General features: G+C 41.2%; 22 protein-coding genes and 1 riboswitch. Of the genes, 3 read left to right on the top strand and 19 right to left on the bottom strand.

Annotated features, from left to right (window positions below; translation table 11 throughout):
• Positions 1-53: 53 nt before the first annotated feature.
• A riboswitch (cobalamin riboswitch) is annotated at positions 54-253 on the bottom strand.
• Positions 254-375: 122 nt separating this feature from the next.
• Complete coding sequence (locus tag E2K98_RS22460) at positions 376-1,191, top strand: phosphotransferase family protein (protein ID WP_133338149.1); 816 nt, start codon at positions 376-378, stop codon at positions 1,189-1,191.
• Between the two features lie 51 nt (positions 1,192-1,242).
• Here E2K98_RS22460 and E2K98_RS22455 read toward each other — a convergent pair whose 3' ends face one another.
• The 11 genes from E2K98_RS22455 to E2K98_RS22405 all read right to left on the bottom strand — a co-directional run bounded on the left by E2K98_RS22455 (position 1,243) and on the right by E2K98_RS22405 (position 15,913).
• Positions 1,243-1,764, bottom strand: a complete 522-nt coding sequence (locus E2K98_RS22455; RefSeq protein ID WP_133338147.1) for an RNA polymerase sigma factor — start codon at positions 1,762-1,764, stop codon at positions 1,243-1,245.
• A gap of 31 nt (positions 1,765-1,795) precedes the next feature.
• Complete coding sequence (locus tag E2K98_RS22450) at positions 1,796-3,769, bottom strand: DUF6449 domain-containing protein (protein ID WP_133338145.1); 1,974 nt, start codon at positions 3,767-3,769, stop codon at positions 1,796-1,798.
• Complete coding sequence (locus E2K98_RS22445; RefSeq protein ID WP_133338143.1) at positions 3,744-4,643, bottom strand: ABC transporter ATP-binding protein; 900 nt, start codon at positions 4,641-4,643, stop codon at positions 3,744-3,746. Before E2K98_RS22445 ends, E2K98_RS22450 begins: the two co-directional genes overlap by 26 nt.
• A complete protein-coding gene (locus E2K98_RS22440; RefSeq protein ID WP_133338141.1) occupies positions 4,636-5,025 on the bottom strand; it encodes a GntR family transcriptional regulator in 390 nt (129 codons plus the stop codon). Before E2K98_RS22440 ends, E2K98_RS22445 begins: the two co-directional genes overlap by 8 nt.
• Positions 5,026-5,256: 231 nt before the next feature.
• Positions 5,257-6,279, bottom strand: coding sequence for a galactose/methyl galactoside ABC transporter permease MglC (mglC, locus tag E2K98_RS22435; RefSeq protein ID WP_133338139.1), 1,023 nt, complete (start codon positions 6,277-6,279; stop codon positions 5,257-5,259).
• Between the two features lie 12 nt (positions 6,280-6,291).
• The gene (gene mglA, locus E2K98_RS22430; protein WP_133338137.1) at positions 6,292-7,797 is read right to left on the bottom strand and encodes a galactose/methyl galactoside ABC transporter ATP-binding protein MglA; all 1,506 of its coding nucleotides are present in this window, start codon (positions 7,795-7,797) and stop codon (positions 6,292-6,294) included.
• Between the two features lie 259 nt (positions 7,798-8,056).
• The gene (mglB, locus tag E2K98_RS22425; protein WP_133338136.1) at positions 8,057-9,115 is read right to left on the bottom strand and encodes a galactose/glucose ABC transporter substrate-binding protein MglB; all 1,059 of its coding nucleotides are present in this window, start codon (positions 9,113-9,115) and stop codon (positions 8,057-8,059) included.
• A 282-nt stretch (positions 9,116-9,397) separates the two neighbouring features.
• Positions 9,398-10,993: a response regulator gene (locus E2K98_RS22420; protein WP_133338134.1), complete on the bottom strand. Its 1,596-nt coding sequence runs from the start codon at positions 10,991-10,993 to the stop codon at positions 9,398-9,400.
• Positions 10,986-12,449 (bottom strand): sensor histidine kinase, encoded by a 1,464-nt coding sequence (locus tag E2K98_RS22415; RefSeq protein WP_133338132.1) that lies wholly within the window; start codon positions 12,447-12,449, stop codon positions 10,986-10,988. The genes E2K98_RS22420 and E2K98_RS22415 overlap by 8 nt, the downstream gene beginning before the upstream one ends.
• Complete coding sequence (locus E2K98_RS22410; protein ID WP_133338130.1) at positions 12,433-13,455, bottom strand: sugar-binding protein; 1,023 nt, start codon at positions 13,453-13,455, stop codon at positions 12,433-12,435. The genes E2K98_RS22415 and E2K98_RS22410 overlap by 17 nt, the downstream gene beginning before the upstream one ends.
• Positions 13,456-13,723: 268 nt before the next feature.
• Complete coding sequence (locus tag E2K98_RS22405) at positions 13,724-15,913, bottom strand: alpha-galactosidase (protein WP_133338128.1); 2,190 nt, start codon at positions 15,911-15,913, stop codon at positions 13,724-13,726.
• Between the two features lie 215 nt (positions 15,914-16,128).
• On the opposite strand from E2K98_RS22405, the gene E2K98_RS22400 reads away from it, so the two are divergent.
• Positions 16,129-16,635 (top strand): DinB family protein, encoded by a 507-nt coding sequence (locus tag E2K98_RS22400; protein ID WP_133338126.1) that lies wholly within the window; start codon positions 16,129-16,131, stop codon positions 16,633-16,635.
• Between the two features lie 68 nt (positions 16,636-16,703).
• On the opposite strand, the gene E2K98_RS22395 is transcribed toward E2K98_RS22400, so the two are convergent.
• The 5 genes from E2K98_RS22395 to E2K98_RS22380 all read right to left on the bottom strand — a co-directional run bounded on the left by E2K98_RS22395 (position 16,704) and on the right by E2K98_RS22380 (position 21,856).
• A complete protein-coding gene (locus tag E2K98_RS22395) occupies positions 16,704-17,246 on the bottom strand; it encodes a DinB family protein (RefSeq protein WP_235824907.1) in 543 nt (180 codons plus the stop codon).
• Between the two features lie 138 nt (positions 17,247-17,384).
• Positions 17,385-17,543, bottom strand: coding sequence for a hypothetical protein (locus E2K98_RS31150; RefSeq protein WP_165976348.1), 159 nt, complete (start codon positions 17,541-17,543; stop codon positions 17,385-17,387).
• Positions 17,544-17,725: 182 nt separating this feature from the next.
• A complete protein-coding gene (locus E2K98_RS22390) occupies positions 17,726-19,279 on the bottom strand; it encodes a glutamate synthase-related protein (RefSeq protein ID WP_372512571.1) in 1,554 nt (517 codons plus the stop codon).
• Positions 19,280-19,567: 288 nt separating this feature from the next.
• The gene (locus tag E2K98_RS22385) at positions 19,568-20,974 is read right to left on the bottom strand and encodes an amino acid permease (protein WP_133338122.1); all 1,407 of its coding nucleotides are present in this window, start codon (positions 20,972-20,974) and stop codon (positions 19,568-19,570) included.
• 27 nt (positions 20,975-21,001) lie between these two features.
• Positions 21,002-21,856: a dimethylarginine dimethylaminohydrolase family protein gene (locus E2K98_RS22380; protein WP_133338238.1), complete on the bottom strand. Its 855-nt coding sequence runs from the start codon at positions 21,854-21,856 to the stop codon at positions 21,002-21,004.
• A 196-nt stretch (positions 21,857-22,052) separates the two neighbouring features.
• On the opposite strand from E2K98_RS22380, the gene E2K98_RS22375 reads away from it, so the two are divergent.
• Complete coding sequence (locus E2K98_RS22375) at positions 22,053-22,790, top strand: IclR family transcriptional regulator (RefSeq protein WP_133338120.1); 738 nt, start codon at positions 22,053-22,055, stop codon at positions 22,788-22,790.
• Positions 22,791-22,909: 119 nt separating this feature from the next.
• Here E2K98_RS22375 and ilvB read toward each other — a convergent pair whose 3' ends face one another.
• From ilvB to E2K98_RS22360, 3 genes are all read right to left on the bottom strand, one after another.
• The gene (ilvB, locus tag E2K98_RS22370) at positions 22,910-24,580 is read right to left on the bottom strand and encodes a biosynthetic-type acetolactate synthase large subunit (RefSeq protein WP_133338118.1); all 1,671 of its coding nucleotides are present in this window, start codon (positions 24,578-24,580) and stop codon (positions 22,910-22,912) included.
• Between the two features lie 166 nt (positions 24,581-24,746).
• Positions 24,747-25,286 carry a GDYXXLXY domain-containing protein gene (locus E2K98_RS22365; protein WP_133338116.1) on the bottom strand — a complete coding sequence of 180 codons (540 nt, stop codon included), beginning with the start codon at positions 25,284-25,286 and terminating at the stop codon, positions 24,747-24,749.
• The gene (locus E2K98_RS22360) at positions 25,279-26,355 is read right to left on the bottom strand and encodes a DUF2157 domain-containing protein (RefSeq protein ID WP_165976347.1); all 1,077 of its coding nucleotides are present in this window, start codon (positions 26,353-26,355) and stop codon (positions 25,279-25,281) included. Before E2K98_RS22360 ends, E2K98_RS22365 begins: the two co-directional genes overlap by 8 nt.
• Positions 26,356-26,537 lie beyond the last annotated feature (182 nt).

The raw sequence follows: 26,537 nt of genomic DNA, 5'->3' as shown, positions 1-26,537 counted from the left end.
TTTCTTCCTTGACCTAATTTGCCACCGTTCCAGCTCCCAATCCCCGAGGAAGTGAAACATCTCAAATTAGGACAGGTCTCCTGACTCATGCTTCTCCCTACTTTGAGCCCTTCCCGTATAAGCACCTATTTTCACAAGAAACTTATACAGTGGTCATCGCTCATTTCGTCTGCATTTACAGTTGCGGGGGCAGCTCTGGATTCTCACCAGATTCCCTTTTAAGCCGTATGGCATCCTAATTCAAGGCTAACACAATATGTAGATGTTTTATTTCTCACTAAAATCAATATATAGTAATAGAATTATTTTTTCAAGTTTAATTGTTTTCACTTCTATATATTGGTAATATTTATCTAAAAAAATAGGTGATAATCCATGACACTAGGAAAATTGATTGGGCGTGGAAACACAGCGGAAGTGTATGAATGGGGAGAAAATGAGGTCATCAAACTTTTTGATCAGCGGATTCCAGAAAGTCTAGTAGATGAAGAATATCAATCTAATCTGCTGATTCAAGGTTTAAAGCTGCCTTCCCCTCTTGTAAAAGGGAAAACAGAAATAGATGGTACGAAGGCAATTATCTATGAAAAAGTTAATGGCAATAGTCTGACAAAACAGCTTACAAGGAATCCCTTTGCAATACGGGACAAGGCAAAACTTTTTTCACAATTACACCAGCAAATTCATGAAAAAGATGGCGCAGCCCTTCCGAAACAAATGGCTCACCTCACCGGAAATATTCAATACACCGATTTATTAACCACTGAAGAAAAGCACACTATTTGTGATTTTTTGCAAGAACTGCCTGAAGGTAATCAAGTCTGCCATGGCGACTTTCATCCCGACAATTTACTCGTCTCCGAGAATCAAGTTAAAGTAATTGATTGGATGACTGCAACCTGCGGCAACCCTATAGGAGATATTGCGCGAACTTATATCATTTTAAAACATGCCTATTTGCCAAAAAACATGCCAGCTTTTGTAAGAGCTTCACTCAAGCGAGTTCGAAACAGATTTTGTACCTATTATCTTGAGGAATACGGGAAACAGCAATCGCTGAACATGGAAGAACTAGAAAAATGGACAATTCCAGTCATGGCTGCCCGGTTAATAGAGGGGGTTCACCCGGATGAAAAAGCGGTATTACTCGAGGAAACTCGTAATCTTCTAAAAAAATATTTTTCTCATTAAAAAAACGATCCTGCCCTCCTAATAAGAGTGGCAGGATCAGGTTTCCACAGATCAAGCTGATACTTTTTCAGTGTATACATGCTTCAGCTGTTTTCGAGCCCGATACAGACGGGTCTTAACAGTTGCTATTTTAAGATTTAACAGACTGGCAATCTCATTTTCTTTTAAACCATAATGGATTTTCAGGATCAGCACCTCCTGAAATTCCTTTGATAGACACCCCATCGTCTCGTTTACCTCTTCCTTAAAAAGACGGACTCCAACCTCTTCTTCGAGATTTTCCCCGGACCGTTCCAGTCCGATGATCGGTTCTATGATCGCAGGGTCTACGAGCATCCAGTTTTTTCTTTTTTCCATTCGTAAAAAATCAATCGCGGTCCTGGCTGTAATGGCGGACAACCAGGCACCCAATTTATTTGAATCTTCTACTGTATCCAGTTTCTTATAGGCTTTCAATAAGGCTTCCTGAACGATATCCTCCGCGAGAAATCGATCCTTGGCGTAGGAATAAGCAATATAGTGTAGGCGCTGTGAATATTCTCTAAATATTTGATTAAAATCAATGGAGCCCATGACTCCACCTCCTTTATAAGAAAAAACACCATTATTTGAAATGTTCTTTTACAAAATCCGGCGCATGTGCTTCATCGAAAAATAAAACCTCTTTATAGTTACCCTTCTTATAGTAAAAAACAACAGTATAATCTTTTTGAGGATGACTCCCCGCTCTTTGCAGCGCAAGTTCAATTTCTTGCTTATTTGTACTTTTTAGTGAATTATTATCCTTTTCCAGCTTTTCAATTGGTTCCTCTGTTTCGAATGCATGAGAGTAATCCTTCTTTACGACCAGGATTTTTGAAATATCCTTGTTCGTAATTGTCACCCTTTCCAGCTGTTTCTTTTTCGTTAACCACTCTGTAAAATTAACAAAGGACGGTCTCAAAGTGAAATAGATATTTCTGTTTTTTCCCATATCCACTTCAATCCCAGAACCCCGATCCTGGTAATAAAGATTGTCCTCATAGGATTCTGCTAAAATATCGGACTTTAAGATCGAAATAGCCTCTTTTATTTCAATTGGATCAGCAAAAGCGGCTTCTTTGCCAACCGGCCCATTCGTACTAATACGAATCGATCTGATTTGATTCACATTGATTTTAAAAATCTCGTTCGTCGCAAGTTTATATTCTTTCGAATCGTTAATTGTTTTGAATAGATCCGCGTAAAGACGCTTATCCACCCTGTATTCTCGAGTTACATATCTTCCGTTTTTCAATTTATATCGTAAAAATAAATCCTGGGTCTGTTCAGAAATATGCCCCTTATTTAGCTTCTCATTCGCAATAATTTGCTTATGGAGCTTTCGCACCGACTCAATATTTGCTTCTTCTTTCAATGGTTCAGGTACCCGAAATTTTTCAGTTGATGAATATTGACTCATGAAAAGATATGGGTTATCCGTAATTAAAACGTTTTGGATTTCCGTTTGGTTCGGTACCCGTTTTTCATAAACTCCTAGTGTCTTAACACCTAGGATTAGCACTGCCGATATGGCTGAAAATACAACCAAACCCTTTAATCGTCTAAGGCTGAAAACGCGCCATGTTTTTTGCAGAACCATTTCCGCAATAAAATAGCCGATTACTGCTCCAATCACATATCCAAAGATAATCCAGCCGGTGTTAGCATTTTGTACTTCACTGAAATACACTCCGCCAAGGAACATGACGCAAATCGTCACACCATATTTAAAAACTGAACGTAAACGGACAATCGCAATTGCTTCGGTAACTGTTTCCAATTTTCTTTTTTTATAAAAAAACAATGAAAGGCCATAAAGGACCACCGATAAAAGCAAATAAATAACAACATACTCCCATTTTAAATCGGCATTATTAAGGGTGATCGCCGTCGTAATCGGTGACATCTTTTCCAAGTCCCTATTCAAAAGATAATCGCTTGGAAAACCATATAATAATATTTTTAAATTAGAGCAAACCAATATTGTTATTCCCACTGGAAACAGGACAAAAATATAGGTTAACACAGCCTGAACTACCGATAATCCAGTCATCATTGCAATAAACACACCAGCTATAAAAAACAGCAGGTCAAATAAAATCGTGGTTCCTGCCCAAATAAAAATATCGGTTTTGCTATAAATCGCCGTAATATCAAGGTTGATCCGAATGATTAATAGCAAAATCGTTGTAATCGCAACCGGTAAAACCAAAAGGATGATTCCCGTGAGCGCATAGTGATGGAAAATTTTATCCCTTTTAAGCGGAATACTATGCATCAGGTCTGAAGCCTGTTTTACATGTAAAAAACGGAATAAAAACACCGCCAGCAAAACAGGAACTGTAATCATTAAGGTAATTTGAATATCATAATAAAATTGAAAAAGGTTTTCAGGCTTCGTGTAAAAGGCTCTATTTTCTTCCGAAGAATACCTCATGATCAGCTGCAGTGGCAGCGCAAACAACAGTCCAAAAAAATAAACGATGGAAATCCAGCCCGTACCCCTGCCAATCTGCATGATTAGTTCTCTATTAAACAATGACATTTTTGATGGCATAGCCGATATCCCCCATTTCGTAAATAAAGATTTCTTCGAGAGTGAGCGGCAGCAAGTCAAAAATGACCGGATTCGTCTGGCGGATTTGTTTTGCAATTTGATCCTCGTCGCCTCTAATAATGAACAAGTAGATACTGCCCCGTTTTTCTTGATGGAGTAGGTCCAAATTTTTCAGCAAATGTTTTGGAAGTCCATCCTTATACGCAACCTGAACTTTTTGAACATTGGCTTTTAAATCATCCAGTTCTTTTTGTATGATGAGCTTTCCCTTATGGATGATGCCAATATGATCGCAAATATCCTCAATCTCACGGAGATTATGAGATGAAATAAGAATCGTCATTTCCCGTTCCGCCACATCATTGATGAGCAGATTCTTCACTTTTTTCCTCACAACTGGATCCAGTCCATCCATTGGTTCATCTAGAATAAGAATTTCAGGATTTGAAGAAAGAGCAAGGATGAAAGCAATTTGTCTTTGCCAGCCTTTTGAAAACGTGTGGATTTTTTTCGATAGGTTGACTTCAAACAGCTCAGCCAGTTTATGAAAACGCTCCTCACTCCAGGTTGGATAGATGTTTTTATAAAAACGGGCCATTTGCTTGGTTGTATAATGGGATAAAAAATACGGCTGATCTGGTATGTAAAAAACCTTCTGTTTCAGGCTGATGTTTTCAAATACTGGTTGACCCTCCACCGTGATTTCGCCTGACTCTTGGCGGTAAATACCAGCAAGCAGCTTGATTAAGGTTGTTTTCCCTGCCCCATTAGAACCGATTAATCCGTAAATCGATCCTTTTTGGATGGAAAGATTTACTTGGTCTACAGCTTTAAAGCAATCAAATGTTTTGCTGACATTGTTCATTTCAATCATTGCTTTCGCCTCCCCCTTTTGAAGCGTCTAAATCTTCGATTAATTCGATGATTTCTCTAGCTTGGATTCCCAGGTATAGTGCCTCTATAATTAGCTTCTCTAGCTCCTTTTTAACCTCAGTGATTTTCTCATTGTCCTTCACCTGGTTGTTCGGACTGACAAAGCTGCCTTTGCCTTTTATGGAGTAGATAAATCCTTGGGTCTCAAGTTCCCTATAAGCCTTCTGGATGGTATTGGGATTGATGGATAGTTCAGTGGCAAGCGCCCGGACCGAAGGCAGCTGCTCATCCGCTTTGACCACCTCATTCATAATCAATTCCTTCATTTTGTCGACAAGCTGTTCATAAATGGGCTTACGGCTTCGAATATCAAGCTCAAACATAAAGACCCCCCATCTGTACTAAGTGTACTATTATTCGTAATACAGTTGTATTATATTCCATCTACTACCAAAAGAAAAGGGGGATTCGAAAAAAAATAAAAAAAGCCCAGCTCTCAACCAAGAACCAGACTTTGTGATCAATTTAGTATTCGATTCAGAAGCGTCCGTCACACGTGGACAAATCAAGGTAAAAGTCCACGAACGGTGTCAGGCACCGTCTTAGGCATCGCCTTATTTTTTCTTTGCGTGTTTGCGCATGTCAAAGGCTACTGCGACGATGATGATGGCGCCTTTGACGATGAATTGGATGTATGGGCTTACGCCAAGGAAGGCTAGGCCATAGTTGATGATTTGGAAAATCAGTACCCCGGTGATCACGCCAGGTACAGTTCCGATACCGCCAGATAAAGATACCCCGCCGACAACGCAGGCTGCGATTGCATCCAGCTCATACATATTACCAGTATTGTTGGTGGCACTGCCGACACGGCCCGCTTCAAGCGTTCCAGAGAAACCGTACAAAATACCTGCTATCATATAGATAATAATAATATTTCTCGCAACGTTTACCCCAGATACCTTTGCAGCTTCTGGATTCCCACCGATTGCGTACATGTTTTTACCAAGTGTCGTTTTATTCCAAACTACCCAAATGATAGCCGTAACAATAATCGCATAAAGCACTAGATAAGGAATCTCGTATTGTCCAATAGGAATTCCCCGCTGAGCGAAAGTCGTAAATTTTTGACTTAATCCACCGATTGGCTGCGCCCCGTACGGAGGGCGGTCGAAATAGATGGAAGTGATTCCGTAAACTCCAATCATCATCCCTAATGTGGCAATGAACGGAGGAACATGGAATTTAGAAACAATCACACCATTTAGCACTCCAATAAGTCCCGTGATGGCCATTGCAATTAAAATTGGTACAAAAAGCGGCAATTCATGAAGATGAGGATACATTTTATAAGCATAGTCAGATGCCTGTAAAAGAGATGCAGACACAACTGCCGCAAGTCCGACCATCCGTCCAGCCGACAAGTCTGTACCCGCAGTAATCAAAATCCCAGCCATCCCAAGGGCAATAATGATCCGAGAAGATGATTGACTTAAAATATTGATTAAGTTCGTAACGGATAAAAAGTCTGGAGAAGCAATGACAATTCCCACGACTAATAGAATTAAAAACACATAGATTACATTATTAAAGAGCCATTTAGAGACAGTAGTTTTTTGTGAAACTTGATTATTCATTTGCATCTCCTCCTAATACAAAGCTGCTAATCGCATGATTTCTTCTTGCGACGTTGTGGCCGTTTCCACGATTCCAGCTGCTCTTCCATTACTCATGACTAAAATGCGATCAGTAGTCCCTAAAAGCTCAGGCATTTCAGATGAAATCATTATGATTCCTTTTCCTTCAGCGGCTAATTGGTTGATTAATTGATAGATTTCGAACTTCGCCCCTACGTCAATCCCCCGTGTTGGTTCATCCAATAATAGAATATTGGGTTTGGTTAACAACCAGCGGCCAATGATAACCTTCTGCTGATTTCCGCCAGATAAACTACCAATGGAGGTCTTTTGCGAAGGTGTCTTTACTTTCATCGAGTCAATCACCCATTTGGTATCATCAAAAACCCTTTTATCAGATAAGAACAATCCATTTGTCTTATATTGCTTCAGATTCGAAATGATAGAGTTAAAACTGATACTCAGCTCTGGATAGATTCCCGTTGTCCTTCTTTCTTCGGTAACAAGGGCAAAACCATTTTTGATGGCATGCTGCGGGGTCGGATTTTGGACCACTTTGCCATTCACTTCAATCGTCCCGGATTTTAGTGATCTCATTCCAAATAACGATTCCACCACTTCTGTTCGTTTCGAACCCACTAAACCGGCAATTCCTAAGATTTCGCCTTTACGAAGTTCAAAATCCACATTCGAAAAAGAACCTTCTGCTTCCGCTGTTAAATCGGACACCTTTAGGATGACTTCCCCTGGCTGATTGATTTTTGTAGGGAAGCGCTGTGAAAGATCTCGTCCAACCATCAGCTTAATTATTTCGTCGGTGGTTAAGTCCTGCGCACTCTTTGTTGCGATGTACTGTCCATCTCGCATGATCGTTACTTCATCAGAAATTTTTAAAATCTCTTCCATTTTGTGTGAAATATAAATGATCGCTACATTTTCACTTTGCAGTTTCTTAATGATTTTAAACAAATGATTTACTTCATTCTCTGTCAGGGATGATGTTGGTTCATCCATTACAATGATCTTAGAATGATAGGAGACCGCTTTTGCAATTTCCACCATTTGCATTTCCGAAACAGATAAGGTACTTACCTTGCTGCGCGGATCAAGATTAATATCAAGACTTTTAAAAATAGCGACAGTATCGTCATACATTTTTTTCTCATCAATGAAAATACCTTTTTTCGGATAGCGGCCGAGCCAGATATTGTCCATGATATTTTGCTGACGGACTTGATTGAGCTCTTGGTGGACCATGGAAACTCCGTTTTCGAGGGCTTGCTTGGAATTCGCAAACGCTACTTCTTTTCCGTCAAAAACAATCTTGCCTTCGTCCATGGAATAAATCCCAAATAGGCATTTCATCAACGTCGACTTTCCAGCACCATTTTCGCCCATCAAGGCATGAACGGATCCCGCTTTTACTTTTAGGGAAACATTTTGCAGCGCCATAACCCCTGGGAATTTTTTTGTTATATTAAGCATTTCAAGTAGATTAGTAGTACTTGATTCTGACATGAGCGAACCTCCTCGCGTAAAGTGAAACTTCGATCAGGAATATATTAGGGTGAAAAAGTGTCCAGCTTCACTAACGATGGAAGCCTAACCCCGAACGAAGGAAAAGCATGATCTTTTCCTTCGTTCGAGGAGCGCCATGCCCCTTGTGATCAGCTCAAGGTGCTGGACTAAGGCGCTGCCTCTATGAAACTAAACAAAATCGCTTCTGCTTTTTTATTGTCTAGCTGCAGCGCCCCTGGTCAAGGCGCTTCCGCTTTTTTTATTTATAAGCGTCTTTACCTTCTTGGATGTTATCCTTAGTGATTTGCACGTAAGGTACACGAACTGCCTTTGCATCGTCCAGCTTCCACTGAGTTCCGTCTAAAACATCCTTGCCTTTTGCAGCATTTGCAGCTAAGTCAATCGTAGCCTTCCCTTGGTTTTTCGCATCATTCAAGATGGTTCCAACCATTTTGCCTTTTTCAATCATTTCAAGTGCTTCCGGAATGGCGTCAACCCCTACAACCGGCATGAATTTGCCGCCAGTGAAATATCCTGCTTTTTCGAGAGAAGCAATCGCACCTAAGGCCATGCCGTCGTTGTTAGCAATAACAAATTCAATTTTGTCGCTGTATTTTGCTAACCAAGCATCCATTTTCTCTGTCGCTTTTGTAGCATCCCACATTGCGGTATCTAATGCTAACTGTTCTACCTGAATGCCTTTTTCTTTGATCGTATCCACCGCATATTTTGTACGTGCCTCTGCGTCCGGGTGCCCTGGCTCACCTTCTAATAAAACGTATTGGAGTTTGCCATCATGGTTTTTGTCCCATTTATCTTTGTTTGCTTCCCAAGCCTTAGCAATTAATTCACCTTGAAGGACACCAGATTCAGATGAAGTTGTACCAACATAGTAAGCTTTGTCATAGCCTTTCAATACAGCAGCATCCGGCTCTTTGTTAAAGAAGATAACAGGGATGTTTTTCGGTTTCGCTTTATCGATAATCGTTTGAGCCGCTTTTGGATCGACTAGATTAATAGCCAGTGATTTTGCTCCTTTTGCAATCAGCGTATCCACTTGTTCAATTTGTTTGGATTGGTCATTTTGAGAGTCATTCAACATTAATTTCACATTGCCTTTTGCCGAGTCTTCCATTGAACGGCGTACATAGGACATGAAGTTATCGTCAAACTTATAAATCGTAGCGCCAACAGCCGGAAGGTCGCTGCCCTTGCCGCTTGCAGAATCTCCAGAGGTTGAGCTGCTGCAGCCCGTAGCTAAAAGAATACTAGAAGCAACCGCTAATGAGAGGATGAGGCCTTTTTTCTTATTAAACATCGAATCAATCTCCTTTTTAATAAAGTTATTGGAACCGGTTTCAACGCCTGATGTAAACCCTTACATTCATGGTAGCATGGAGCATGTTTTTCAAATAGTTCAAAACAATAGCACTAATCTGTGATTATCTAGACTATTTTGTTTTTTGAGAATTTCTCCAAAAAAATACTCTGTTACACTTAGCTGTTGATTTCCGCTCCAATCAACTTTGTTTTAAAGATCAACATTGATCTTTAACATAGCAAAAAAATAAGACCAAATCCGATTTGGTCTTATAAGCTATTATTCTTTTATTACCGCCTTGCGGAATTCTGATGGTGATGAGCCTGTCAGCTTTTTAAACACACGGCTAAAATAATTGGGATCCTTATAGCCAACGGAATAACAAATCTCCTTCAAGCTTTTCCCCGGATTCTCCATTAAGGCCTTTGCCTCTTTAATCCTAATTTCTGTTAAATAATCGATAAACGTCATCCCAAACCGGTCCTTAAACAATTTGCTAAAATAAAACGGACTTAGCTCGACATACTCTGCAACAGATTCTAATGTAATTGTATCGGCAAAATTCTTTTCAATATAATCCTTTGCTTTTTGCAGCATTCCTTTCGCATGATTGGTCCGCCATTGCTGCACGGATTGGACAATGGATATAAGGTGTGCTTTTCCGGCTTCAAGCATCTCAGCAACCTCCTCTGACTGATGAACCACAGGAGTTCGTTCTAAATTCACACCTAGACCATGCAGCATACGGGAAATCAATATGAAGAGCTCATCAAATGATTTTTTTACAACAGCAGCCTCTATCTTTGAGTTCGACTGGTGTTTGGTAATAAAGGAATCAAAGAGAAATAGTACCTTATTCACATCGCCTTGACGAACCGCTTCTAATAATTTTTTCTCCATCTCAAGGATTTCTGAAGCAATGGTTGAATTTTCTTCTTGTTCAGCTTGTTTTACCCCGATTAAATACTTTTGGTTTGGATTTTTCATGAGGTGGTTTAATGCCATCACAGCCTCATGATAGGATTTATTGAGTTCATAGGCATGATGGTAAGGGTGGCCAACGCCAATCCGTAATTCTGCTTGAAAGGACTCTTTTTGAAAATGGGTCAATAAACTTTCAATTACATACTGTGACAGCGATTTAAACAGCAATTTCTCGTTCGATTTTTTCCAAAGAAACAATACAGGCACTTGTAATTCTATTAATGGGCCAATCATGATTTCCTGCTTTTTTACGACCGAATGCAGGGCCTCCTTCAACCAGGTGTACCAAATTTGTTTCTCCGTAGCGGTAAACTCCCTTTGGTCCTTGGGCTTTAGAGAGAAAAGCATGATATAGCCCGTGGTAATCTCCACCCCTAATAATTGTCCCCATTCTTCAAAGGTGATGTCCTGAACTTGGTTAATAATAAGGGAAGAGACCCATTCTTTTTGTGCGAGGGTTACCGCACGGTTTAGGCTTTCCCGGAGACTTTGCTGTTCTTCCTGCTGTTTGCGCTCTTCCTGAATTTCAGAGGAAACCCGCGCGAGGGAGTCTAAAATATCCTGTTTTCTGCTGGGTTTAAGAATATACTCCTTAACTCCCTGCTGCATAACTTCTTTGGCATATTCAAACGTATTAAAGGCCGAAACCATAATGAATTTAATGGCCGCGTTGAGCTTTTTGATTTCCTTGACAGCTTGCACCCCATCCATTCCCGGCATTTTGATATCCATAAAAATAATGTCGGGATTAAGTTCGACGGCCAGTTCTACCGCTTTCCTCCCATTCGGGGCTTCACCAATTACTTCAACATCTTCCACGCTTTTTTGAATCATTTTTCCGATTGCCTTCCTCTCAAGGGCTTCATCATCGACAAGTAGAATTTTAAGCACGTTCTCCTCCACCTTCCCCTTCATCAGGCAGGACTAGTCTAAACGTTGTCCCTTTCTCTAGTTCAGATTCAATTTCAACGATCTTGTTTCGCTGATAAAATAACTGAAGCCGTTTAATTACATTTTTCACGCCAATGCCCGTCGAATGGCCCGTCGATTTTTCCAGCTCAAAGTTCTCTTCTTTTTCAATCCCTTGAACATAGTCTTGAAGTTTTTTCTTGGTTGCCGCATCCATGCCTCCCCCGTTATCCTTCACTTCCACGAAAATCCGGTCCACTAGCCGATATATATTTAAGCTGATCACTGCATTTTCCTCGTATTCCTCCACTCCATGGATGAAGGCGTTTTCAACTAAAGGCTGAAGAATTAAACTTGGCATTTCAATATCTAAACAATCCTCTTGAATATCTGTCTTAAACTGAATTCGTTCCCCAAATCTTGTTTGCTGGATATAAAAATACTCTTTCACCACTCTAACCTCATCTCGAAGCGTGGATGCCTTATTTAAATCACCAAGATTATAACGGAGCAAGGCCGCAACCGCTTCAATTAATCTTGAAGTCTCTTCTGCGTCCTCTAGGTAAGCCATTTTAGAAACGGTGTTCAAGGTGTTAAAAAGAAAATGTGGATTGATTTGATTTTGCAGGCTCTTTAATTCCAGTTCCTTTAAGAGCTTGTCCAATTCGGACTTTTGTTTGATTTCAATAACCAGCTGCCTGATATTCGTCCGCATTTGGTTAAACGTTTCTGTTAATAATTTTAATTCATCATTTGTAGAAACCTTAATATCCTCTCCGGAAAAATTTCCTTTCGAAATTTCTTTTGCGGCCTTCGAAAGCTGGCGGATTGGTTTCGTAATTCCACCTGAAATCCACAAAGCAAGTAAGGTACTAAGAAAAAAAGTGGCAGCAAAAAGTGAAATCGCCATTAATTTGTAGTAATGGTTTTGCAATTCGATTTCACCATAAAATTTCTGATAGTCTGTCAGCTTATTATTTAACAATGATAGTGTACTTTCTTGCAGGAACGATGCAATTTTCAACGCTTCATTATAATGATTTGAATAGCGATTTATATCATCTTTTTGAAAAAAATGAATCGAGGAATCGCATTCTTCCAAAAAGCTGTCGATCATATTTTTATAGTTTACAAGGGTAATATCATTGGTGTTAATATCTTGATATAATCTCTTTTGATCTTTGAGCAGTTTTGTCTTTTTTGCTGTATAGTCCTCTAAATAACGTTCTTCTTTATCCAAAATATACGCATGCAGGCTCTCGGTAATTTGGTTAGTCCGTTTTGAGATATCATTTAACAAAAGGAACTGTTCAAAGCTGTTATCGTATTCTACCACCAGTTTTTCACTGCTATTATAAAAATAAAAACCGATGGAGGTTAACAAAACGACAAGCACAATAAAATAAAGCAACAGTTTGGATCTAATTCGGAATAGCATTTTTTTTGCCCGCCTCCATTCTGTTCTGATGTAAGTCGGACAAATCCTTTTTTCTGATTACCTGTGTTTCTGTATGGACAATTGACGGGATATGTTTCTTCTCCATTAGTTCAACCATCATTTTGACCGAACCATATCCCATTTCATAAGGCTGCTGGACTACGGTTGCATTTATGGTTCCTTTTTGAAGATTTGCAATGGTTTCCGGCAGGACATCAAAGCCAATTATATAGATGTCATGCTCTCTCTTTTTCAATTCAACCACTTTAGCAATACTGATTCCATCTAGGGCACTTGTCCCGTAAAAGGCATTGACTTCAGGGTGTTCCTGCAGGATTTGATAGGCCTTCTCCGCTGCCCGAATCCGGCTGATTTGTGATTCTTCGATCGCAACAATATGAATGCCTTTTGCTTTTTTTACTGCATCCTTAAACCCTTTTACCCGCTGAATCATATGATTCGCGTAAAAACTCCCGGTAATGATGGCTACATTGGCCTTTCCCTTTGTATCGGCAATTAGCGCTTTTCCCGCGAGGTAACCTGCATGATAATTGTCCGTACCAATATAAGCAATGCGATGGCTATTGGCTGCATCTGTATCAATCGTAATGACCGGGATTCCATAGGAGGAGACAACCCGATTAATCAGCGGGGTAAACTGCTTGTTGCTCAATCCCTGTGTGATGACTCCATCGACCTTAGCGGCTGCGGACATTTCAATTGTTTTTAAATGCTCATCAATATTCGCCTGTTTCGGCCCGACGTACTCAAGTACCACTCCATAATGCTTAGCCGCAGCTTTTGCTCCCTTTTCGACAAGCCTCCAATATTCGTTGTCAAGCTCCTCAGGAACAAGCACAAAATGATACCGCGCCTCTTCGATTGTTTTCTTCGTTTTTGGTACGTCATGGGTAAAGATTTTATATCCATAAAAAATCGCAAAAGAGCAGCTGATCAAAAAACAAAAGATGCCTAAAATATAAGCGGTTTTGGTTAATCTGCTCATAAAACAACCCCAGTCCCAGTAAGTGAAAAACTAAACTCATTATACGGAATTTTCACAAAATCAACAACGAAATAAAAAGTGACACATAAGGTGACAGGCACCGTTCGTGGACAAAACGCGAAATTTGTGCGTGTGGAGTGGACACAAGGGGAATTAAAAAACTAATCAAACGTTTGATTAAATCCAGCGGAAGCCTTGCGACATATGGCCTTTTTGGAACTAATCAAACGTTTAGTTAAATTTTGAGGGCTGTTTGGGGGAATTGGAGTCACGGTGTTGCTTCGATATAGAATAAATAAGATGAAAAGTCATTTTTTATCAGCGGCAGGTTGAGCCCGATCTGCATGAGTTCGCTGCCAAAATACTCTCGATTCTCATTGTTGAGTTTATAACTTTTTTTAGCCTCCAACCCCCGTAATTTCACACGCTGGAAGGGAGGATTTGGAGATGCCATGGTTTTAAAATAAAACAAGACTGCTTTTATTTTATCCTCTGAAATATACATCCAGGCTGTATCTGTACCAGCAAAGGGACTCATCAGCCGGTAGAGATTTCCAAAACAAACCAACTCCTTGATTTTATGATACTGTTTGATTTGGTCGGCGACCAACTTCTTATCCTCCCTGCTCAGCTTATCGATATTTAATTCAAAGCCAAGATTCCCCGCCATCGCTACATGGCATCTCATTAGGAGAGGTGTTGTCCTGCCCACTTGATGGTTTGGCACATCTGAAACATGGGAGCCCATAGTGATAGCGGGATAGAGCAGGCTCGTTCCGTATTGAATTTTTAACCGCTCGGCAGCATCAGTATCATCACTTGTCCAGGTTTGCGGCATGTAATAAAGCATGCCCGGGTCATACCGGCCGCCGCCTCCAGAACAACTTTCAAATAAGATATCAGGAAAACGTTCAGTCAGCCTCTCTAAGATCCGATACAGTCCCAGCATATAACGGTGAGCGGTTTCCCTTTGCCTTTCAGGCGGCAGTGCTGCGGAACCCACCTCCGTCATATTACGATTCATATCCCATTTAACATAAGCAATTTGGGCACTTCGAAAAACTGCAGTTAAGGTATTGATTAAATAATTGCACACGTCTTCCCTGCTTAAATCCAGCACTAATTGATTTCTCGACGGTGTCCGTTTCCTGTCAGGCACATGCAGGCACCAATCCGGATGCTCCCTGTATAGGTTACTATCCGGTGAAACCATTTCCGGCTCCACCCATAATCCAAACTTCATCCCCTTTTTTCGGAGATATTCTTCTAAGCCCTCTAGTCCATTAGGCAGTTTCCTCTTATCAACCACCCAATCCCCCAATGAACTCTTTGCATTGTCCCGATGCCCAAACCAGCCATCATCCAGAACAAACAGCTCAATTCCTAATTCTTTTCCTGCATCAGCGATGGCCTTTAATTTTTTTTCATTAAAATTGAAATAAGTAGCCTCCCAATTATTAATTAAGATTGGCCTCGTTTGATCACGAGAAGCACCACGGCAAACTCTTTTTCTTAAAAATTTATGAAAGATTCGGGACATCCCGCCGAGACCTTCATTTGAATAAACCAGTAGCGCCTCTGGGGCTTGAAAAATTTCTCCCGGTTTTAACAGCCATGTAAAATCAAAGGAATTGATGCCCATGGCAAGCCGTGCGGTTTGAAACGGGTCCACTTCGATGGAAGCCTGAAAATTCCCACTGTAAACGAGGCTAACCCCATAAACATCACCATTTTCCTCGTCTGCATTTTTGGAAAGCAAGGCGATAAACGGGTTCTGCTGGTGGCTGCTTGCCCCTCTTGCCGATGAAATCATTTGGCTTCCATGGTGCAGCGGCTTTCGCTCAATATGACGCTCCCTGCCCCAGGTGCCGTGGAGATGCAGCCAGTCCCAATTGGCTTGATGGAAATCTACCGACATACTCATACACTTCAAGATTTTTACTTGTTGGGACCCGAGGTGCTCAACGGAGGTGGATCTTGTGATGACTTCGAAGTCCTGATAGATAGAATATTGAAGATGGAGACCAATCCCAAGCTTGGAATCTACCAATGTAATCACGAGGGTTTCGGCTTCAGATCCATCCTCCACATAGGAAGCAGGCAATCCGGTTAAAGGGCGTTTTCCTTGAAAAATTTCATGGGAGTCGTAGATGAATTCTGTAATTGTGGAACCATCGGCGGTTTGGAGTTGATAGCTTGGTGAGCGGAAGTCCCCGTTCCCAAACGCCGGATACTCCTGTGGCAGTGTATCTAGTGAAAATTGCGGATAGGCCGGTTCTGTTGAAGGCGAAAATGCCCTTCCCTTAAATGAAAGAATGGCTGCAGCCTGCTTTGTTTCGACCCGCTTCCCCCAATACAAATGGGCAGGATACTTCCCATGAACAATCTGGATTAGATAGCTGACCTTGCTATTATATAAATGAAAGATTCCATCTTGTTCATTCCACTCAATTGGCATAACCCGTTCCCCCTTAAAACACGTCCTAATTCATCATATTCCCCTGATTGAAAACAATGTTCTATATTTCTAGTAAACCCTGAATGTCCACCTCACACGGACAAAATTAGGGATTTGTCCACGGGCGGTGCCTGTCACTTTGTTATTACTTTGAAGGATATAATTTTGATACACCGAATATATAATTGGGAAGCTATTTTGAAAGGGGAAAGGCTATGAGCTCTGTAAGTGAAAACTTAGCAGTAACAAGGAATGGCTTAGTTGATGAAATTAAATCTCTTACCTATGAGGAATTTAATCATAAGCATGTCAAAGAAAAATGGAGTGTTGCTGAGGTATGCCATCATCTAGTTTTATTGGAGAGACGAACAGCTAAGCTTATTCACCATCTAGTAACCAAGCCAGAAATTAACAAGGCCGAGTCAAAGCCCATCCAACATGCGACTGACCGCTCTACAAAATATATTGCTCCTGAAATCGTGCAGCCCAGCGGAGAGCCATTTGAAGTTCAACAGATGCTGGAAATGTTAAACGATGCTAGAAATAAGCTTCTAAAGGTTTTGGATAGCCTTGAAGATCAAAGCATTTTAGCGGAAAGATCCGCAGCTCACCCTGTCTTTGGAGAACTGCCCTTAACTCAATGGGTAGAACTGATTTATCTCCATGAACTACGGCATATTGAGCAAATAAAGGAGATTAAGCAGCTTGTTAACAGGCATTAAATCTCTCCATAAAAAAGATGCACTCGCCTTTGAGGACATCTTTTTTTATGCGAACAGTATTCCAAATTTTACAAAGGCCCCTTATGCTTCTTAATCATTTTTTTAATAATCCGAATCTGCCCTCGATGGCTTAGTTCATCTTCAAAAACATGGAACCATTTAAAATAGTTGTTCGCAGGGCGGTCCCACCAAAACGGAGTTTGTTCAAACAGCCATTCATCCGGGAGCTTTTTAAACATGGTGATAGTTTCATTCCGAATCTGCGCTAATTTTTCCAAATAATGCTCGATTGGTTGGCCCTTAATCACTTCTCTTGCTGGAGCGCCTAAATCTAACCCAGGGTTCAAACGATCGACCTCTTCATCCGTTAAGTCGCGATTTTCGAAAGTTAAAATTTGATAGGCCTTTTCCACCTCAGCCATATGGTCTAACAGCATACCAATCGAATTTGCTTCCTCATCATAATGAAAGTCGAGCTCCTCAACTGTTAGCGCTTTGACTTCCTCAATGGTGATTGTTCTTGTATAGTTCATCATTGATACTAATTTACTAAACTCAGAACTAAACCCCTCTTTTTGATCAATTAAATATAAAGTATCTAAATTTGCCATATTCCCCTCCAACATTTTGTACAAATACCCAATGTAATAATTCAATTTTTTGAGCCGGAAACCCTTTTTTCAAAAAAATAACCCCTTCGCTTCGGAGGAGGTCAGGGGCTATTATATTCTCAATCTAGAAAAATATGATTATTTATGACGGCACATCTTACAGACTTTGATTGTTACATTTTCCACTGTTTTATACGGATACAATAATTTAATTCTTGTTCTGCCGCACAACGGGCAAGTCCCGCGCCCCCTCGAAGGCAGATAGCTGATCGTTTTCCCCCGATTCCTCTTCGCCATTTCCATCCATCCTATTCAATAAATCTTGTTTCTTTATTAAATGATGGACGGGTACAAAGATTGATAGGCAGATAACTTTTTTCATTAAATTCGGCAAAAAATGGGGACAGTCACGCAAATCAACTGATGTCTCCCCCACACGGACAAAATTGAGGATTTGTCCACGAACGGTGCCTGTCACTTTAATGATTAGGAAGCAGGTCTGAGAGCCTTTTTATTTTTCCATCACCATCTTTAAATACGATATGGTCGCGGGTGAATTTACGAGGGGTATCAATTCCACAGGCTGCTGCTAAGGCGTACAAGCCCTGCCGGACATTTATAATGTAGTTCATAACACGCCATTTCTTTTCCTCCGGGACAAGGGCTTCTTGGTATTTGGGGTCAGTGGTGGTAATACCTGCCGGGCATTTTCCCGTATGACACTGCATCGCCATGATACAGCCACCCGCAATCATGAATCCCCGGGCAGAATTTACGGCATCCGCTCCAATAGCAAGGGCAATCGCAATTTTATCCGCCGAAATCAGCTTTCCAGAAGCAAATATCTTAAATTGATTGCGGACACCATATTCATTTGCCTTATCGACGAATGTAATCAATGCCGGGTACAGCGGCAGCCCCATCGTATCTGCCATTGATTTATAAGTAGCGCCCGTACCGCCTTCGCCGCCATCAATCGTAATGAAATCAGGATAGATATGGAGCTTTTTCATGGTTAAAAATAATTCATCAAGCATGGCCGGCGCCCCAACGACAATCTTGATTCCAACCGGCTTCCCGCCCTCCTTTTGCAGGAGTTTGACAAAGGTAAGCATTTCTACAGCATTTCGTAAAAATGGGAAGCGGTTTGGGGAATTTATGGTCTGACCCACCGGAACCTTTCGGATACTGGCTACTTTAGGAGTAACCTTTGCCCCTTCAAGATGCCCCCCGCGGATTTTTGCGCCTTGGCCAAATTTCAATTCAAACGCTTTAATATTGGGCTCCTCTGCCTTCAACTTAAATTCAGCGAGCGAAAAGTCCCCATTCTGGTCGCGAAATCCAAATAACCCCGGTCCAATCTGGGCGACAACATCCGCCCCGCTATCTAAATGCTCCGGAGCCACTCCTCCTTCTCCTGTATTAATCCACGAACCACCTGCCATTTGGCTGCCGCGACCCGTTGATAAAATATAGTTTTCACCAACTGAACCGTAAGATGTCGCTGAAGCACCGAACGGTCCGAGCAGCCTCCAAGGTACTTTCCGTTCCGGTCCAACAATAATCGCGTCCTCGTTGGGGAATAGCCAGCGGGAGGCTTGATCTTTTTCAAGCTGTTCCCTTCGAGTGAACAGGCCCTCATGTTCAATTTTATATTTCATCGCATGAATCTTTTCCTGATTGTCCACACGAAGTTCCTCTGTTAATAAAGGAAACAAATTATTTGCTATATAGAAACCCGGCTGATCAAAGTTCCTTTTAGAGCCGAAGCTTAAAAGATCATTCCGATATTTTGCCGAAAACACAATACCTAAGAAGTCATATCTTGAAAAAGGTCGGCCGTCATTATCATTTTCATACCAATACTGTCTTAATTTAGGCCCCATCTGTTCTAAAAGGTAACGCGCCCAGCCCAAATACGGATGCAGTCGGATAATCGAGTGCTGAGGTCTTTTTGCGATACTCCGAAGCCATAAGAATAAACTGAGCAGCCCCATAACAAATACAACCAAAATGATAATCAGAGCAGTCATAAATATCCATAATCCCCTTTTGCATGGTAGCTATATTACAATCAATCTATGCAAAAGAAGTGAGGTTGTTATTAAAGGAATCTATTGTATCCTTTTTAAATGTGAAATTGGTGAAAAGACAAACCAAGGATGCCCTTTTAACGAGAGCATCCTTGGTTATTCAAAATATATTCAACCACAGAAACTGTCCATTCCACACGAACAAAATCGCTAATCTGTCCACGAACGGTGCCTGTCACTTTAATAGTGGCACTTTGATTGTGGCACTTTGATTGTCACAATGTTCTATCAACCGCTAATTTTGGTATCAGCCTTTGATGTTTTTTTATCTTTAAAGTAGTATCCAAAGTAGCAGATGAGCAAGAAGCCGATTCCAACTAGTAGTCCTACTAACTGGGTTGGATCAAAGGCCAGGAAGATTAAGATCGATATGCAAAATACGATACAAATAATTGGAATCAACGGATAGAACGGAACCTTGTAGAGCAAATCCTCCAATTTTCCGCCATCCTGTAAATATTTACGACGGAACATCAATTGGGAGAGAGCAATTCCAATCCAGGATATGGTCACAGAGATACCGGCAATCGACATTAATAACACAAACACAGTATCCGCAGCAATCACGCTTGTTAACAAGGATAAAAGGGAAAAAATCATCGTAAATACAAGAGCAGTAAATGGAACTTTACGTTTTGAAAGTTTTCCAAAGTACTTCGGTGCCATTCCCTCCCCTGCCATCGCCCACAGCAAACGAGTCGAAGCATAAATACATGAGTTCCCTACAGATAAAATGGCGGTCAAAATAATAAAGTTCATAATATCAGGGGCGAACGGGATCCCCGCCAAATCCATTAAGGTTACAAACGGGCTCTCTAACAATCCTAATTCTTTCGTTGGGAAAATCGCTGATAAAATCACAATCGAAGCAAGATAAAAAACAATAATTCTAAAAAGAACGTTTCGAATGGCACGAGGGATGTTTTTCTCGGGCTCTTCACTTTCTCCTGCCGCAATCCCAATCAATTCCGAGCCTTGGTATGAAAAAATAACATTCATCATTGTCGTAAAGAGAATGACAAATCCGGTCGGGAACAATCCTGATGGAGCAAAATTTTTCGCGTACGGTGCCGGACGGTCGGATAAAGGAATGATACCAAAAATAGCTCCCAGCCCAATAATTATAAAGAAAATAACCGCAATTACCTTAATCCCAGCAAACCAATATTCAGCCTCGGCAAAGCCTTTTGTCGTTAAGGCATTCAGTAAAAATAACAAGGCGATAAAAATCGCACACCAAATCCAAACCGATATATCAGGAAACCATCGTTTCATCAGAATTCCGGCAGCGGTAAATTCCACCCCGGCCGTTGTTGCCGATCCAATAAAGTACATCCACCCCAGTGAAAATCCTGCCGAAGGATTAATAAATTTAGTTGCATAGGTTTGGAAGGAACCGGTAACAGGCATATAGACAGCTAGTTCACCAAGACAAACCATAACTAAATAAAGAATAATTCCGCCAAATAAATAGCCAATTAACGAGCCGCCCACTCCTGCTTGATGAATCGTATACCCTGCATTTAAAAATAATCCTGTTCCAATGACACCCCCAAGCGACAGCATAAATAAATGCCGGCGCTTCATGGAACGATTCAACTGATTTTGCTGATTTTGCTGAGCCCCTTGTTCCATCACTTCCCACACCCTTCGTTTAATGTATTATGAACGGACAACAGGACATGTAAGACATGTCGGACCGCCAGTTCCCAAGTAAGAAATTTCATTTCCTTCGTACTCATAAACCATTGCCCCGGCATCAAGTAACTGTTGCTTCGTGGAAGGGTTTTCAGAGGCAATCATACAAACACGCGGTGCCAGAGCAAGAACATTACACCCGAGTCGAAGATATTCATCATCTGGAACCTCTATTAATTGAATGCCGCGCTCAATCAGCATTTGCCGTAGAAATACAGGCATTAATCTTGAATAAACAACAGCTAAATCCTCATCAACCAGGCTAATAAACGACATAAGATGGAGACATTCATCCTCGCCTTGGTCATGCGGAAGCTGCACGACAATAAATTCATCCACTAAATCCTTCGTGATTTCTTTTAACTGCCGGATCGCCTCATCATTAGTGCGATAACCACGGCCAACAAGCAGTGTCCGGTCATTAAGCCAGACAATGTCTCCGCCATCACAAACAGCATCGCCAGTAAGTTCCCCAATAATCGGAATTCCTTTTTCCTGTAAAAATTGCTTATATACCTCGGCTTCAGGCTGGCGCAGTTTTTTTCCTGATTTTAAAATCATTGCTCCATTTTTGGTGAACTTAACAGGATCATGGGCATAGAGCGAGTCTAAACCGACACTCTCTGAAGCTGGTAAAAAATCAATCTGTTCTACATGCTGTTTCAAAATAGAAAGGAACTTTTCATATTCATGTTGAGCTTTTGTAAAATCAGGCTCCTCAAGGTAGTTGAACTTTTTCCATTCCTTACTTAAATGTTCCTGGTTAAGAAACGCATCTTTTGGATGCTTCACAATGACATGACCTAGTTTTTTATGCATGGATTGACTGTACGACAAATTTACCCCTCCTACTTTTCCGCATATTGGAATACATTTCCCCATAAAGGAAAAATCTATTAATGAAATAGTATGATAGATGAAATCGTATGTCAATATTTTATGAATTTACTGAATAATTTTGTTTTTAATTTTTTCCCGCTATAGTAGATAATAGAAAGGAATAGGAGTTGAGCATATGCAGACAATTGACCGCGCCATGCAGGTTGCGGCTGTCCTTGCCGGAAGTGAAACAAAAAAGTGGTTTTCTATTACCGATTTATCGAAGGAATGTGAGTTACCTGTAAGTACAATGCATCGAATCTTACAATCCATGAAAAAACATGGTTTGATTCAACAGGACCCCGATTTAAAGCTCTATTCGTTAGGGACTAAGTGGTTAGAGTATGGTTTGCAAATGTATGATACTTTTGACTTTGTTGGTCAGATCCGTCCGGAAATGGAAAAATTAATGCTAGAGGTTGAAGAGAGTGTGTATTTTAGTAAACCAATTGGACTGGAATCGTTGATTGTCGAGAGGATTGACTGCCAGCAAAACCCGATTCGTATCTATGATCAATTAGGGATCCGAATTCCTCTGAATGTCGGTGCTGCTAATAAAGCGATGCTAGCAAACATGCCAAAATCAGAGGCAGCAAAAATCGTAGATGCTCTGGTTCCGAAGGAGGAGAAGGAGGCTTTTATTGGAGTTTTAAATGAGGTTCGTGCAAAGGGATTTGGAGAGAGCCACGGAGAGAAAACACCAGGAACTTCCTCTGTTGCGGCACCGGTTTTTAATCAATTAAATGAACTGATGGGTGCCATTAGCATCGGGTACGTTTCCTTTAATTTATCAGAAGAAAGACAAACCTTTTTAAAGGAAAAAGTAGTCGAATATGGAATCCGCATTTCCTCCAAATTAGGATACAAATTTTAAGGCAGAAGCCGATTTCTAAGCTTCTGCCTTTTTGTTTCGCACCTCTACCCAATAGACCGTCCACCCCACACGGACAAATTTGGCCTTTTGTCCACGAACGGTGCCTGTCACCATAGTGGTCACTCTAGGATAATTTGGTGGTTGTTATGGTTGGGCGGCACCATTGGGTATACATTTTCCTCTTCTACTACATCGAATTCTATTAAAGCTGGTCCGCTGTGCTTAAATGCCTCTGCTATCACCCGTTCAGCTTCATTCTCGGTACGAGCCTTATATCCGGGGACGCCATAAGCCTCTGCCAGTTTCGCAAAACTTGGTGAGCCAATTTTTACAGAAGAATAGCGTCCATGGTAAAAGAGCTCCTGCCACTGACGAACCATTCCGAGATATCCATTATTGAGGATCGCAATCTTGATCGGAAGTTGATATTTTACTGCTATGATTAATTCCTGCAGGTTCATTTGAAAGCTGCCGTCACCAGATACACAGAGGACTGAATTTCCCGGACATGCCGATGCTGCACCAATTGCCGCAGGCAGCCCATACCCCATTGTTCCCAAACCACCGGATGTAATCAGTGTTCTAGGGGTTGAGAAAGCATAATGATGTGCTGTCCAAATTTGGTGCTGTCCCACATCCGTAACAACGATTGTATCCTGAGCTGAATATTCATCCAGCTTTTTTATCACCGTCTGCGGGCTAAGATGACTATGAGACTTGTCAAATCGCGGCACTGTCCGCTTCCACCCAATTACTTCATTTGTCCAAATTTTAACATTTCTTAAAATCTGCTGATAATCTAAACGCCCTTTAAGCTCGCAAAAAAACTCTTTTGCATCACTGACAATCGGCAGGTCTACCGCAATGATCTTGTTGATTTGAGCCGGATCCACATCGACATGGATTTTCTTTGATTTTGGTGAAAACCCGCTGATTTTCCCTGTGACCCGGTCACTAAAACGGACCCCGATACTAATTAGTAAATCACATTGGTGAACAGCTTTATTCGCAGCAAATGTTCCATGCATCCCCAGCATTCCCAAGTACAGCGGATTTGCAGCCTTCATCGCACCAATTCCCATAAGGGAGCTGACCACCGGTATTCGAGCCTGCCGAACAATTTCCCTTAAAAATTCGGCTGCCCCGGAAGAAATCACTCCACCGCCAATAAATAGAACCGGTTTTCTTGCAGCTTCAATCAATTCTACTGCCGATTCAATCGATTTTTCGATCTGTCCCTTTTTTACTTGACCCCGAGGGCGCGGATAACTTAGAAGTCCATCCTGATTATTCGTTGAAGGTCCCGCCGCATATTCAATTAATACAGGGCCGGGTCTGCCCTCTGCTGCTATGGTTAAGGCATTTTGCAGTGCCTCGGATAAACAGCCCCAATCAGTTAGTTTAAAAGAATACTTTGTAATCGGCAGCGTGATTCCCAAAACATCCAACTCTTGAAATGCTTCCTCAATTTGCGGCTTGGTTACGAGCGGACCCGTGACTATGACAAGGGGTACTGAATCGCTATAAGCCGTTGCAATTCCTGTAATTGCGTTAGTTACTCCGGCAGCGCTTGATAGGAGGACGACACCGGGTTTCCCCGTCGCACGGGCAAAGCCATCTGCTGCATGAACCGCGGCCTGTTCATGATTTAATTGAACGTAACGAATATTTGATTGGTCAACGCCTGGAAGCAGGCCACGGTCATCACATCCAAAAACACAATCCACTTCTAAAAGGCTTAAAGACTCAAATAATTCAATTTTTTCTGTAACCTCTTTTTGTAAAAGCATATCTTCGCCCGATTTCCAATTTTTTAATATTTTAAATCATCGGAAATCAAAAGTATGTGAGATATATCATGCTTAACTATAATTTTGGGAGTCTATCTAAAAGATATGGGCACCCGGGTCCACCCCACACGGACAAAAATAGCCATTTGTCCACGAACGGTGCCTGTCACTTTTTTTTGATTCCGGTTAGGATGGCGTAGCCGTTTTTGACTTTGGCTGTGGCTAGGATTTCTCCTTTTACTGAGGCCGCTTCCCAATCCATTCCTGTGTTATCCTCAACAAAATATTTATCCAAGCTGTATTGAATGAAGGCAACTTCTTTTTGGTCCCGATTATCCCCTACATAGTCCAAGGTTCCTTTTAGATATACAGCGCCAGATTTCGGTTTTACAAGAGAGACCTTGGCCGGGGTGTCAATTCCATTCTTTTTTACCAGTGTCACGTACACCTTGATCTCACCTCGCCCCTCTTTTAGCTCATTTAGTACTCCCTCTTCCACCAACTCCTTCGGGACCTCCTCCGCTTCATACCGAAGGGTCACATAATCGCCCCGAAACAAATCCGTTGGGTCAACTGGAATGGTTTGAAGAATGACTTCTTTCCCGGTCATCAAAGTATATAAAGGGGTAAAGCACATACCAAGGAGGATGACTACCGGTACCAAGCAAGCCAATATCAACTGCTTTCCCCTCGTCTGCTTATTCATGAACTCTCCCCCCTTTTTTCCTCTGTTTTTCAAAATAAAAACCAAATCCAAGCAGGAGAAGTCCGCCTATGATAAACACAAGCGATTTTGGCAGAAAGTCAAATGATAGGTCGATATAAAACCGGAAAATCAATCCGCAAAGAATCACAATGCTAAACAAACTTCCCCGATTCACTAAAAATAGTACAAAAATCAGGTAAAGAATTGAGAACGGAATATACACCCAACCAATCGAAGAAGGCCAGACATCCTCGAAGGATAGCATCAGAGCCGCTACCCCATGAATAAGGTGTCCCAATAAAACATAGACATCTCTAATTTTTGATCTTCTAAGAATAAGCGCGATGCCAAGAGCTAAATAGATTACCCCATAGACATATAAGAACTCATCGTCTCCTCCGATAAAGAAGGTAATAACCGTGCTGATAAAAACAAGTTGCTGCAGCCCGTTCACAAACCCCACTGCTCGCGAAAAACCAATTTTTTCATTCAGGAAATAAATCATCGCTATCAACAGAATCGTCCAAATTGGGATACGGTCTCCTTGAAGGAACGGTTCATCCAGCATATAAATAAGGGTAAACAGAGCAGAAACAAGGAGAATCCATTTGTCCCGCAGCACCCAGGCTAAAGGCAGAATACCAATGGACCACCATAAAAAAGCCCCCTGAAAACTGCCGCCAAAATGGAACATTTGTCCAATCAAGAATATTCCCGCTCCGAAAACCATCACACCCAGATAATAAAAGCTTCTAGATGTTTTTGGTAAGCTTTTTTCCAGCTTGAATCCAGCAAAGTTGCATCCAAGGTACAAACAGAGAATAAACAGAAACTTAATTGTCTTTCCAATTTCACTCCAATTGCTGGCGATAAAACTAAGAATCCCTACCCCAATTAAAATGGATCCAACATATAAGAGAGTTTTTGTAAAAGATAGCTTTTCCTCCACTTTATATAACTCTTGAATTTCTTTGGCTTTCCCCCTGGGGATGGTCTCTGAATCCTCTAAAAACTGAAGTTCCCTCTTTAAAAATTCAAACTCATTCTGTTTTACTTTCCGCTTGGTCACTAATCTCGCCCCTCTCTGTATAAAAATATCTTTAAGGTACCACTTCTTTCTAATCCCATTTTAACAATTATATGATTTTTTAGTTAATTTTTCCCAAAAACAACCTAATTTTCTTCCGATATGTTATTGTTCCCCCATAAAAATTTCAATCTTTTTCAAGATCATTCTCAGTTGCACGTCAT

Source organism: Bacillus salipaludis (assembly GCF_004358205.1).
Note: the sequence above shows the minus strand (reverse complement) of the source record. Positions and strands in the feature narration are given on the sequence as shown.

Coding starts and splice junctions, on each gene's coding strand:
- mglB (WP_133338136.1), bottom strand. CDS start 9,115: ATGTTTAATAAGAAAAAAGGCCTCATCCTCTCATTAGCGGTTGCTTCT.
- E2K98_RS22415 (WP_133338132.1), bottom strand. CDS start 12,449: ATGCTATTCCGAATTAGATCCAAACTGTTGCTTTATTTTATTGTGCTT.
- E2K98_RS22375 (WP_133338120.1), top strand. CDS start 22,053: ATGCAGACAATTGACCGCGCCATGCAGGTTGCGGCTGTCCTTGCCGGA.
- E2K98_RS22395 (WP_235824907.1), bottom strand. CDS start 17,246: ATGGCAAATTTAGATACTTTATATTTAATTGATCAAAAAGAGGGGTTT.
- ilvB (WP_133338118.1), bottom strand. CDS start 24,580: ATGCTTTTACAAAAAGAGGTTACAGAAAAAATTGAATTATTTGAGTCT.
- E2K98_RS31150 (WP_165976348.1), bottom strand. CDS start 17,543: ATGGCGAAGAGGAATCGGGGGAAAACGATCAGCTATCTGCCTTCGAGG.
- E2K98_RS22450 (WP_133338145.1), bottom strand. CDS start 3,769: ATGCCATCAAAAATGTCATTGTTTAATAGAGAACTAATCATGCAGATT.
- E2K98_RS22365 (WP_133338116.1), bottom strand. CDS start 25,286: ATGAATAAGCAGACGAGGGGAAAGCAGTTGATATTGGCTTGCTTGGTA.
- E2K98_RS22410 (WP_133338130.1), bottom strand. CDS start 13,455: ATGAGCAGATTAACCAAAACCGCTTATATTTTAGGCATCTTTTGTTTT.
- mglC (WP_133338139.1), bottom strand. CDS start 6,279: ATGAATAATCAAGTTTCACAAAAAACTACTGTCTCTAAATGGCTCTTT.
- E2K98_RS22400 (WP_133338126.1), top strand. CDS start 16,129: ATGAGCTCTGTAAGTGAAAACTTAGCAGTAACAAGGAATGGCTTAGTT.
- E2K98_RS22440 (WP_133338141.1), bottom strand. CDS start 5,025: ATGTTTGAGCTTGATATTCGAAGCCGTAAGCCCATTTATGAACAGCTT.
- E2K98_RS22445 (WP_133338143.1), bottom strand. CDS start 4,643: ATGATTGAAATGAACAATGTCAGCAAAACATTTGATTGCTTTAAAGCT.
- E2K98_RS22380 (WP_133338238.1), bottom strand. CDS start 21,856: ATGCATAAAAAACTAGGTCATGTCATTGTGAAGCATCCAAAAGATGCG.
- E2K98_RS22460 (WP_133338149.1), top strand. CDS start 376: ATGACACTAGGAAAATTGATTGGGCGTGGAAACACAGCGGAAGTGTAT.
- E2K98_RS22455 (WP_133338147.1), bottom strand. CDS start 1,764: ATGGGCTCCATTGATTTTAATCAAATATTTAGAGAATATTCACAGCGC.
- E2K98_RS22405 (WP_133338128.1), bottom strand. CDS start 15,913: ATGCCAATTGAGTGGAATGAACAAGATGGAATCTTTCATTTATATAAT.
- E2K98_RS22385 (WP_133338122.1), bottom strand. CDS start 20,974: ATGGAACAAGGGGCTCAGCAAAATCAGCAAAATCAGTTGAATCGTTCC.
- mglA (WP_133338137.1), bottom strand. CDS start 7,797: ATGTCAGAATCAAGTACTACTAATCTACTTGAAATGCTTAATATAACA.
- E2K98_RS22390 (WP_372512571.1), bottom strand. CDS start 19,279: ATGACTGCTCTGATTATCATTTTGGTTGTATTTGTTATGGGGCTGCTC.